We start from the raw sequence: 11,060 nt of genomic DNA on the forward strand, positions 1-11,060 counted from the left end.
TGTGACGACGTTGCTCAGTTGGCCTTGCGGCGCTCACGAAGCTGCGCAAGCTCATCGACGAGCGGCAGTTCGTCTTCCGGACGCTCGCTTGGCAGTTCAACCAGCGATCCTTCGACTTCGCGGAAAACGCTTCCCACCGCGATGGCGAAGACTCCCTGGCCACCCTGCACTAGGTCGATGACCTCGTCAGTCGACGTGCATTCGAAGACGCTCGATCCATCACTCATCAGAGTGATCGTGGCCAGGTCCTGCACACCGCGTTCGCGCAGATGCCCGACTGCCGTGCGGATCTGCTGGAGACCCACGCCGGTGTCGAGAAGGCGCTTGACGATCTTGAGGACGAGAATGTCGCGGAAGCTGTAGAGCCGCTGCGATCCCGAACCGGTAGCAGTCCGGATCGACGGGACGACGAGATCGGTGCGTGCCCAGTAGTCGAGCTGGCGGTAGGTGATGCCAACGACCTTGATGACTGTCGTTCCGCGGTAGCCCGCGTCTTCGTCAAGGTTCGGCAGATCATCATCGAACAGCAGACCTTGAGCTGAAGGCGGCACGGCGGGCGCAGCAGCCTGTTCCTGACTTGAGCGGTTCACACCGACTCCTCCTTTTAGCCCCTAGGGGAAGCGAAGTCGCATTCCGGTTTGCGGCAGTGTCACAATTCTACCGCATGACCTTCGAGCGACTCGGGGTTAACGTACACATCGAACCTACTGGCTGAGTTTCCCCTGGCCAAACACCTGCCGATAACGATTTGCGCGTGTCGCCGTTATCGAAGAAATCGAACGACTTTCGACTCCAGCGTGCCAGCTGAACCCCAGTCGAATCAGGCCTTCGCATCACCGGACGGCTGATCGTCTGCTTTCTTCGCAGCCAGCAGCTTCGTCTTGGCTGACGAGGCATAGGTGTCGATATACCGCTGACCAGACAGGCGGAGGATCTCGTACATGATGTCGTCGGTGATCGACCGCAGGAGGAATCGGTCACCGGCCATGCCCTCGTACTCGGAGAAATCAAGAGGCTCTCCGAACACCACGCCGATCCGGCGCAACCGCGGAAGCATCCGACCGACAGGCTGGACCTTGTCAGTTCCGATGAGTGCAACCGGCACAACCGGCACGCCGGCTTCGAGGACGAGCCGCGCCACGCCGGTGCGCCCGCGGTAAAGATTGCCGTCAGGGCTGCGGGTTCCTTCTGGATAGATGCCGAGGAGATTGCCTCCATTGAGGACCTTCAACCCGGAGTGCAGCGACGCTTCAGACGCCGAACCGCCGGATCGGTCCATGGGCAGCTGGTTCGTCAGCCGGAAGAACCACCTCGTTGCGGTGCCCTTGACTCCTCGGCCTGTGAAGTAGTCCTTCTTGGCCAGATACACAACGGGTCGGGGTGCGACGAGCGGCACGAAGATCGAGTCCATGAAGGACAGATGGTTGCCGGCGATGATCGCCCCGCCGGTCTCGGGAATGTTCTCCAAGCCGCGCACCCACGGGCGGAAGAGCGCACGCAGGAATGGCCCGACGATGATGCGCTTGAGCAGCCAGTAGAACACTCGACCCCTCTCGACGAGTCTGAGTCACGAACGAATCCGAGACTACTACAACGCCGAGGTGAGCAGGAAAACGCTCGCGGTCGCCCGCCCCCGCCCACGCGATCGTCGATCTGCGCTCAATCGCTGTCAGAGTCACTCCTTATATGGCAGTCTGGTGCCCATGTACGACAATGCCTCTGGCGACGAGCACGACGTCCATGCAGCGATCAACATCAGTTCGCAGTCTTCGTCGACCGCTGTCCTCTTCCTCCACGGTTTCACCGGTTCGCCGGCGGTCTTCGCCGATGTGGCGCGCGAGGTTGCCAGTCGGGCCGATGTGTCAGTGAGCGTGCCGAAACTGGCAGGACATGGCACCACCTGGCAGGACATGAGCCGCACCCGCTGGCAGGATTGGCTTGCCGACGCTGAAAGAGCGTTGATGGGTTGCGCCGACGAGCACGACACCGTCATCGTGGTCGGCCTGTCGATGGGCGGAGCGCTGGCCCTGACATTGGCAGCCGACCATCCGGACCTGGTTGACCGGCTCGTGCTCATCAATCCAGCGCTATACGTCGACTCCCCCTTGGCCCCGCTGACACCGATCCTTCGGCACGTCATCAAGTCCGTTCCCGGCATCGGCGGCGACATCGCGCTGCCCGGAGCAGCCGAGCACGCGTATACACAGACGCCGGTGGCCGCAGTGGCGTCATTGCACCAAGAGCTCAAACACCTGCGCCGTCGCCTGTGGCAGGTGTCGGCACCGACAACGCTGTGCATCTCGACCACCGACCATGTCGTTCGCCCCCGCTCGGCTCGTCTGCTGCGCAACGCCCTGCTCACCTCGCCGCGTGTCGTCATTCTGCGCCGCAGCTACCACGTGGCCGCAGTCGACTACGACGCAGATGTCATCGTGGGCGAGATCGTCAGCACCGTGAACACCGACAGCAGCGTCCGGACGAGCTGAGATGTCTCCATCCTCACGCGACGACCACTCCTCATCAGACGATGACAAGTTCGAGCCCACGTGGGACGCCTTGGATGACAGCGAGCGTGTTGACGATACACGGTGGGAGGATCTCGTATCCGACATCAACCGCGACCAGGGGTTCGTGCCGGAGATGTCCTCGGACGAGATCCGCGACGCGCTAGCCGAGGACGAGGAGTGGCAGCCACCGGATCCCGGACCGGTCGGCTGGCGAACCGCCTCCCCGCTCTTCATGCTCGGCATCGTCGGGCTCATCGGCGGCATCAGCGCGCTGGTCCTCAGCGCCTTCCTGTTTCGCGGGCTGCCCGGTTACGCGCTCGTCGGGATCATCGTGGTGATACTGCTCAGCACCTTCGTGCTGATTCGGCATCTCCCCCAGTACCGCTCACCCGATGACGGTGACGGCGCGCAGGTCTGAGTATTCCCCTCAGCCTTCCGGATGCAGCCGATCAGGCGCCTCTGGCGTTCCGCAGCATTGAACCGCGCAGGCCGGCAGGACGCATCTCAGTCGTGGCGTCTTCAGGTCCGAGGCTGACGAGCTGCGGTACGAGGCCTGCGTCTCCGAGGATTGCCAGCGCCTCGACCTCACACTCCTCCAGCACGTCCGGGCTGGAGAGAATCCAGTCCGGACGCTGAGCAGGCAGGCGATCCATCGGGTTGGGCCGCTGGCCGACGTCGCTGCGGTCGATTGCTGCTGCCAGGCAGTTAGGGGCGGGACAGTCGATTCGTCCGGTGGCATCGATGAGGTGGTCAGGGTGGGTGCATTCGACAATCATGGTCAGCTCCTCAGGTCAGTGCTGTGTCGATGAACGTGCACCATTGACGCTACGGGCACCCACTGACATCGCCTGGCGATCCGATCACTGCATCGCAGTCCGAGGCGTTGTCTGCGGCGCGTGACATCATGTTCCTATGCCAGCCAGCCACCAGCCCCCGCTGTTCGATCAGGCCTCGCAGCCCCGCAGTGGGCAGCTTTCCTTCGCCGATGTGGGCACGCCTCTGCACGACGTCACTTTCGTGACTGTGGACCTGGAGACAACCGGTGCCCACGCGCAGCGCGAGGAGATCACCGAGATCGGTGCGGTCAAAACTCTAGGCGGTGAGGTGGTTGGTGAGTTCTCCACCCTTGTGCGCCCCGAACAGGCGGTCATCTCTGCGTTCGTCGAGCGCCTCACCGGCATCACCAATGGAATGGTGGCAGGAGCACCAACGATTCATGCTGTGCTGCCGAGCTTTCTGGAGTTCAGCCGCGGAGCTGTCTTGGTCGCCCACAACGCAGGATTCGACATCGGGTTTCTCAAGGCTGCGTGCGCACGCCTGGATTATCAGTGGCCGAACCCGCACGTGCTCGACACAGTTCGCCTTGCACGCCATGTCGTACCCCGGCCCGAGGTCCGCAATCACAAGCTGGCAACGTTGGCGCAGCACTTCGCCACCCAGACACCACCGACTCACCGCGCTCTCGACGATGCCAGGGCCACGAATGAGATCCTGCACCACCTGTTCGAGCGCTTCGGCTCATACGGGATCACCACCCTTGAAGAGCTGGGGACCGTGCGCACCTCCGGCTGGCAGAAGCGCCAGCGGAAATCGCATCTGGCGCGCGATGTGCCCGCACTGCCAGGCGTCTACATGTTCCTCGATGGTTCGCGCCGCACGCTGTACATCGGCACCAGCCGGAACATGGCCGCACGTGTGCGTCAGTACTTCAACGCCGGAGAAACACGCGGACGGATGACCGAGATGATCACCGCGACACAGGAAGTCTCGACACTGGTGTGCGAGACCGTACTTGAGGCCAATGTCCGGGAGGTACGGCTCATCGCCGAGCTGCAGCCGCCGTACAACCGGCGTTCGAAGAACGCCGATAAGCGCGCGTGGCTGCGGCTGACAGACGAGCCGTACCCTCGCTTGTCGGTGACGCGGACTCCGCCTGCGGCCGATAGACCGGAGCGGCACCCCCGCCTCGGGCCGTTCAGATCACAGGCAACCGCACAGCGGATCAAGGACACCTTAGAACGCGTCGTCACCGTCAAGCGGTGCACGCGGTCGGCTGCCGCAGCCCGCCGAACCCCCTGCGCAGCCGCTGAAATGGGACGGTGCGCCGGCCCGTGCATCGGCCAGAGCCAGGAAGAGTACCTCACCCAGCTGACCGATCTCGTCTCCTTTCTCAGCGGCGATTCCTCCGGACTGCTCGAACAGATCCGCGAGGCGATGATCGCCGCCAGCGCGACGCAGCGATACGAGCGCGCCGCTGAGATCCGCGACCTCGCAGCTGACCTGCTGCGCACAACCGTTTCCGATGAGCAGCGGCGCGGGCTCTACGCCGTGCCTGAGATCATCGCCGCCCAGCCGCGCGAGTACGGCAACCCAGCAGCCGGTGACGACGTAGCCCTGATCCGATACGGAAAACTGGCAGGCAGTGCGCACGTCGCGCATCCGAGCCGGATTCCAGAAGTCGTGTCAGCCCTGCAGCTGACGGGCGAGCATGTCGATGAGCCGGTTCCGGGCACAGGCAGCACCTATGAAGAGGAGACCGATATCGTGCTCCGCTGGCTGCAGCAGTCGGGCACCCAGTTGCTGTCGGTCACCGGAACCTGGTGTGCACCCCGATGCGGACATGCATTCGGGCTGCACACCAGCGGCTTCGTCCCGACGAGCAGCTCAGCCCCGCAGTGAGGGGCTGAGCAGATCACCCCTCTACAGGCACCTCGTCGCGGCCTGAGAGACGACGGGAAGCGGCGATGAGCTCCTGCAGCTTGTCGTACGCTGCGCCGGAGTCGAGATGCTCGCGGGCGATCTCGATCTTCGCCGCGAGGCGCTCAGCGAAAGGCCCCTCGGCAGACGGGTCCGCAGCGACGAGTGCGGCGGCGGAGTTGAGCAGGACGATGTCGCGCACTGGCGAGTGCTCACCGGCCAGCACGCTTTGGATGGCCTGGGCGTTGAATGCCGGGTCGCCACCGCGCAGGTCGTCCTTGGTCACCCGCGCGAAGTCGAGGCTGCAAGCGTCGAACTTGCTGTGCGTGATCTCCCCGTCGCGGACCTCCCAGACGTCGTTGACTGCGGTGTTGCTCAGCTCATCAAGCCCATCCTGTGAGCGGAACACGACTGCCGAGTCGCCCCGGCGGGCCAGAACACCGGCAACCAGCGGCGCCATCTCCCTGCTCGCAACACCGATCGCCGTGGCACGGGTGCGCGCAGGATTGGTCAATGGCCCCAGAATGTTGAACGCCGAAGGCACCTTGATCGCCCGGCGCACCGGGGCGATGAAGCGCATGGCCGGGTGGTAGACGTTGGCGAAGCAGAAGGCCATCCCCACCTCGTCGGCAAGCTGCCGCGACTGCTCGGGAGTCAGATCGAGCACAAGTCCAAGCGTTTCGAGCACGTCAGCCGAGCCCGAGGCCGAGGAGGTCGCTCGATTGCCGTGCTTGACGACACGCTGGCCGGTTGCGGCGATGACGAACGAGGAAGTCGATGAGATGTTGACGGTCTTGGCCCGGTCTCCGCCAGTGCCGACGATGTCGACAGCATCGCTGAGGCCTTCCAGCGGCACGGCATGTCCCATCATCGCCTCGACCAAGCCGGTGATCTCCTCAACCGTCTCCCCTTTGGCGTGATGGGCGACGAGGAATGCCGCCATCGTCACATCCGGGACGCTGCCGGACATGATCTCGTCCATCGCCCACCCGGCGGTCGCCGCGTCGAGGTTCTCCTTGTTCATCAGCGCCACGAGCAAATCCGGCCACTCCCGCACACCGGAGACGGTGGCAGGAGCATCGGCTGCAGAAGGAACGGCAGACATAGGGGCCTTTCGAGTTGGAGCGGATCATGCGGACAGCGGCCAGGCTGTCACCGGAACATCCTACGCGCCACGCACACAGCACACCGAACCCGTTCACCGGCGGCTCTGCGCAAGCGGCGATCCGAACCTCCGCCCGTCTTCCACCTCGGGACCGGCCGCTGATGTGCGCCGATGCCGTTTCGACGCGGTTCGGAGCTCGCGACACGCGCACGTTGCATAGTCGTAACGAACCCTCCGGCCGCGAGTTCTCGCTGGAAATTCCACACGCTGTAGAAAAACTCACTCAACTAGCTGAGCAAAAGGTGAATTTATCCTGCGGACTGGGTAATAATGGAGGCGTGTCTACTGCCACTGCAACTTCAACAGCGCCGGTTCATCCAGTCGTAAACAGGCCCAACACGACGACAGTCGGGTTCATCGTGTGGCTGTCGAGCGAGCTGATGTTCTTCGCCGCGCTCTTCGCCATGTACTTCACCATCCGGTCCGTTGTGCCCCAGATGTGGGAGATGGAGACCGCTAAGCACGACGTCGTGTTCGCTTCGATCAACACGTCGATCCTGGTGCTTTCATCGGTCACCTGCCAGCTGGGTGTCTTCAAGGCTGAGCACTTCAAGCCGCGCCGCACCGGCGGGCTCATGAACATCGGCTCGTGGGGCATGATCGAGTGGTACTACCTCTCCTTCATCCTCGGCTCGATCTTCATCGGCGGCCAGGTCTTCGAATACGCCACCCTCGTCTCCGAGGGCATCGCAATCAACTCGAACGCCTACGGTTCGGTCTTCTACCTGACCACCGGCTTCCACGGCCTCCACGTGCTCGGCGGACTCATCGCGTTCCTGCTCGTCATCGGACGCACCCACGCCGCAAAGCGCTTCGGCCATCGAGAGGCGACGTTCGCCATCTGCATGTCGTACTACTGGCACTTCGTCGACGTCGTGTGGGTTGGCCTGTTCTTCGTCATCTACATCTTGATGTGACGCGCCCGTAAGACCTCACCCCTGGCAACTGCAACAAAAGGACTAACTAGTGAAGCTTCTAGCGGAACGACGCCGGCACCCCATGGCACTCGTCGTGCTCCTGCTCGTCGGCCTGCTCCTCACCGGAGGCGCATACGCCGCATTCACCGGAACGAGCACTGCGAACGCTGAAGAGTACTCCGCCTCAGATGTTGAGGAAGGCGAGAAGCTCTTCGTCACGAACTGCGCGACATGCCACGGCATGAGCGGTGAGGGAACCGAGAACGGCCCCGGCCTCATCGGCGTCGGCGCCGCTGCTGTCGACTTCCAGGTCGGCACCGGCCGCATGCCGCTGCAGATGATGGGCCCGCAGGCTCAGGTCAAGCAGCCCCAGTTCAGCGAAGAGCAGACCCGTCAGATGGCTGCCTACGTCGCATCCCTCGGCCCCGGACCGGCAGTTCCGGAGGACGAGTACCTGGATCCTTCCAAGGGTGACGCAGCAGCCGGTGGCGGACTCTTCCGCACCAACTGCGCGATGTGCCACAACGTCGTCGGTGCCGGTGGTGCACTGACCCGCGGCAAGTACGCCCCGAGCCTCTCCGGCGTCTCCGAGAAGCACCTGTACGAGGCCATGCAGACCGGCCCGCAGAACATGCCGATCTTCAACGACGCGAACCTCACCCCTGAGCAGAAGCGCGACGTCATCGCCTACATCAAGGAAGTCACCGAGGAGACCCCTCCCGGCGGATTCTCCCTGGGCTCGCTCGGACCGGTGTCTGAGGGTCTGTTCATCTGGTTCTTCGGCCTGGCAGGCGTCATCGGCATCACGATGTGGCTGTCCTCGCGTTCGAAGTAACCCGCAAGTTTTCATCCGTATCGAGTAATAGACGAGGAAGCGAATGACCTCGAAGCATCTCACTGCCGAAGCCGGCAGCCAGCTCGAGCAGGTGAACGGGCACACCAACCCTGGTCTGCCCGAGCACAAGCCACGAGTCACTGACAGCTCGCCGCTTGCTGAGCGCATCACCGAACGCCAGATCGCCGGCTGGTTCATCCTGTCGATGATCGGAACGATCGGCTTCATCGTGTCGTACTTCCTGTTCGACTCAGAGCCGGGTACGTACAACAACCTGCGCCTGCAGAACACGGCGTTCGGCATCACTGCGACGGCCGCCCTGGCCGGCATCGGCATCGGCGTCATCCTGTGGGCCCGCCAGCTCATCCCCGACGCCGAGGTCGTCGAGAGCCGCCATGACATCGCCGGCTCGGAAGAGGATCAGGCTGTGGCCGTTGAGATCCTCAACCAGGCGAAGGAGGAGTCGGGCATCGCCCGCCGTCCGTTCCTGCGCAACACCCTCATCGCAGCGGTCGCGCTTGCTCCGCTGCCGGCGATCCTGGTCTTCCGCGACCTGGGACCGCTGCCGGGTGACAGCCTGTTCAAGACCCTCTGGGGTCCGGGCGTGCGCCTGTGCCAGGACCCGGGCATGGTTCCGGAAGAGGATCGCTACATCCGCGCCGAAGAAGTCACCATCGGTTCGGCCTTCCACGTGATCCCGGAGAAGATGCACGAGTCGGAGCACCCGCTTGATGAGAAGGCCAAGGCCGCTGTTCTCCTCATGCGCGTTGACCCACGCGAGCTCAACACGGATCCCGAGAAGGAAGACTGGGGCGTCGACGGCATCGTCGCCTACTCCAAGATCTGCACCCACGTCGGCTGCCCCGTCGCACTGTATGAGCACCAGACGCACCACCTGCTGTGCCCGTGCCACCAGTCGACCTTCGACGTGACCAACCACTGCGCGGTCATCTTCGGACCGGCTAAGCGCCCGCTGCCCCAGCTGCCGATCGCAGTCGACGACGAGGGTTACCTCGTGGCTCAGCGCGACTTCCCTGAGCCCGTCGGACCGACCTTCTGGGAGATTAACATGAGGGAGACTTCGGTAGAATGACGATGACGCACGAACCCACTACCGCGGTCGGCAAGGCGGCGAACTTTGCCGAGACCCGCGTCGGCGCCTCAAAGATGGTCCGTGAATTCGGACGCAAGATCTTCCCCTCCCACTGGTCCTTCATGCTGGGTGAGGTTGCGCTCTACACCTTCATCATCCTGGTTCTGACCGGCACGTTCCTGACGTTCTGGTTCAAGCCGGCAATGGGTCACGCCATCTACGAAGGCCCCTACATTCCGCTGCAGGGCGTCGAGATGTCCGAGGCCTACGAATCGACTCTGGCGATCTCGTTCGAGATCCGCGGCGGACTCTTCATCCGCCAGATGCACCACTGGGCAGCCCTGCTGTTCATGGTTGCCGTCTCGGTTCACGCACTGCGCATCTTCTTCACCGGCGCATACCGCCGCCCGCGTGAGATCAACTGGATGGTCGGCATCGCGCTCATCGCCCTGGGCATGGGTGCAGGCTTCACCGGCTACTCGCTGCCTGATGACCTGCTCTCCGGCAACGGCCTGCGCATCATCGACGGTCTTCTGAAGTCGATCCCGCTGATCGGCACCTACACCTCCTTCTTCCTGTTCGGAGGAGAGTTCCCCGGTGTCGACATTGTGTCCCGCCTGTACACGCTGCACATCATGATCGTCCCGGCGCTCATCATCGCCTTCATCGCGATCCACCTGATGTTCGTCGTGATCCACAAGCACACCCAGTGGCCGGGCGCCGGACACACCAACCGCAACGTTGTCGGCGAGCCCGTTCTGCCGACCTTCGCTGCGAAGGGTGGCGGCTTCTTCTTCATGATCTTCGCCCTGCTGTCGTTCCTGTCCGGCATCTTCACCATCAACGCCGTGTGGAACTACGGACCGTACGACCCGTCTCCCGTCTCGGCTGGTACGCAGCCTGACTGGTACATCGGCTGGATGGACGGATACCTGCGTATCGTTCCGGGCTGGCTGGAGTTCTACATCTTCGGACTGCCATTCAGCCTCAACATCAACACCGCACTGCTCGCAGCCCTCGTGCTGTTCGGCGCCATGGCGATCTGGCCGTTCTTCGAAGCCTGGCTGACGAAGGATTACCGCGAACACCACATCCTCGACCGCCCGCGCAACAACCCGACGCGTACGGCTGTCGGTGTGGCCGCAGTCGTGTGGTACGCAGTCATGTGGGCCGCCGCTTCCGGTGACCTCATGGCCGTGTTCTTCCACATGTCGCTCAACGACATGATCTACATCTTCCGCATCATGTTCTTCCTTGGACCGATCCTCGGCTTCATCATCACGAAGCGGGTCTGCCTGGGACTGCAGCGGAAGGATCGGGAGATCGTCCTGCATGGCTTCGAATCCGGTGAGATCATCCGTCTGCCGCACGGCGAGTTCCAAGAGCGCCACAAGCCGCTCGACCCGCACAAGCTGTGGAAGCTCATGGCCTATGATTCGCCGCGCTACATCCCGGCCGAGCCCGGACCTGATGGGAAGATCTCTAAGGGTGAGAGGCGCCGCGCGACCATCGCGAAGTACTTCTACGAGGATCGGGTCGCACCGGTGACGAAGGAAGAGCTCGATGCCGCTCACCACGATCACCACGCAGTGGAAGCCGGCAGCCACGAAGTCGGATCCCGTGGCTCGATCGGCCACTGATTCGCTGATCACCTGAGAGAGGCGCCAGTCATTGCGACTGGCGCCTCTTTCGTAACTTCCAGGGGCGCTGGCTGACAGCTTCCAGGAATGACAGCGCCCCGTCGCAGCACGTCAGGGATAGCTGCTGCCGCACATCGCGGAATCAACGCTCGGAGCGCCGGGATATCCCTCGAACCTAGCGCCTGCTCTATTCTTCAGAGTCGCCT

At 63.2% G+C, this 11,060-nt stretch carries 11 protein-coding genes; 7 read left to right on the forward strand and 4 right to left on the reverse strand.

The genetic code is table 11. The features are described 5' to 3' along the window. Positions 1-14: 14 nt before the first annotated feature. Positions 15-590 (reverse strand): MerR family transcriptional regulator, encoded by a 576-nt coding sequence (locus tag M3B11_RS12955; protein WP_102160020.1) that lies wholly within the window; start codon positions 588-590, stop codon positions 15-17. Between the two features lie 230 nt (positions 591-820). Further along, positions 821-1,543, reverse strand: a complete 723-nt coding sequence (locus tag M3B11_RS12960; RefSeq protein ID WP_259877860.1) for a 1-acyl-sn-glycerol-3-phosphate acyltransferase — start codon at positions 1,541-1,543, stop codon at positions 821-823. Positions 1,544-1,703: 160 nt separating this feature from the next. Between M3B11_RS12960 and M3B11_RS12965 the strand changes: the two genes are divergently transcribed. Both M3B11_RS12965 and M3B11_RS12970 read left to right on the forward strand, forming a co-directional pair. Then, positions 1,704-2,486 (forward strand): carboxylesterase, encoded by a 783-nt coding sequence (locus tag M3B11_RS12965; protein ID WP_259877861.1) that lies wholly within the window; start codon positions 1,704-1,706, stop codon positions 2,484-2,486. Between the two features lies 1 nt (position 2,487). Beyond that, the gene (locus M3B11_RS12970; RefSeq protein ID WP_102160014.1) at positions 2,488-2,925 is read left to right on the forward strand and encodes a hypothetical protein; all 438 of its coding nucleotides are present in this window, start codon (positions 2,488-2,490) and stop codon (positions 2,923-2,925) included. A 31-nt stretch (positions 2,926-2,956) separates the two neighbouring features. On the opposite strand, the gene M3B11_RS12975 is transcribed toward M3B11_RS12970, so the two are convergent. Then, positions 2,957-3,283 carry a hypothetical protein gene (locus tag M3B11_RS12975; RefSeq protein ID WP_217004927.1) on the reverse strand — a complete coding sequence of 109 codons (327 nt, stop codon included), beginning with the start codon at positions 3,281-3,283 and terminating at the stop codon, positions 2,957-2,959. A gap of 136 nt (positions 3,284-3,419) precedes the next feature. Here M3B11_RS12975 and M3B11_RS12980 point away from each other — a divergent pair, with 136 nt between their 5' ends. Next, positions 3,420-5,186 (forward strand): DEDD exonuclease domain-containing protein, encoded by a 1,767-nt coding sequence (locus tag M3B11_RS12980; RefSeq protein WP_259877863.1) that lies wholly within the window; start codon positions 3,420-3,422, stop codon positions 5,184-5,186. 13 nt (positions 5,187-5,199) lie between these two features. On the opposite strand, the gene trpD is transcribed toward M3B11_RS12980, so the two are convergent. Beyond that, positions 5,200-6,309 carry an anthranilate phosphoribosyltransferase gene (trpD, locus tag M3B11_RS12985; protein ID WP_259877865.1) on the reverse strand — a complete coding sequence of 370 codons (1,110 nt, stop codon included), beginning with the start codon at positions 6,307-6,309 and terminating at the stop codon, positions 5,200-5,202. 338 nt (positions 6,310-6,647) lie between these two features. Between trpD and M3B11_RS12990 the strand changes: the two genes are divergently transcribed. From M3B11_RS12990 to M3B11_RS13005, 4 genes are all read left to right on the forward strand, one after another. After that, on the forward strand, positions 6,648-7,286 hold the full coding sequence (locus M3B11_RS12990; protein WP_259877867.1) for a heme-copper oxidase subunit III: 639 nt from the start codon (positions 6,648-6,650) through the stop codon (positions 7,284-7,286). An 82-nt stretch (positions 7,287-7,368) separates the two neighbouring features. Then, a complete protein-coding gene (locus M3B11_RS12995; protein WP_276544745.1) occupies positions 7,369-8,121 on the forward strand; it encodes a c-type cytochrome in 753 nt (250 codons plus the stop codon). 43 nt (positions 8,122-8,164) lie between these two features. After that, complete coding sequence (locus M3B11_RS13000) at positions 8,165-9,214, forward strand: ubiquinol-cytochrome c reductase iron-sulfur subunit (protein WP_259877869.1); 1,050 nt, start codon at positions 8,165-8,167, stop codon at positions 9,212-9,214. Continuing rightward, on the forward strand, positions 9,211-10,854 hold the full coding sequence (locus tag M3B11_RS13005) for a cytochrome bc complex cytochrome b subunit (RefSeq protein WP_396121589.1): 1,644 nt from the start codon (positions 9,211-9,213) through the stop codon (positions 10,852-10,854). The genes M3B11_RS13000 and M3B11_RS13005 overlap by 4 nt, the downstream gene beginning before the upstream one ends. Positions 10,855-11,060 lie beyond the last annotated feature (206 nt).

Source organism: Brevibacterium sp. p3-SID960, assembly GCF_025144725.1.
GTDB lineage: Bacteria > Actinomycetota > Actinomycetes > Actinomycetales > Brevibacteriaceae > Brevibacterium.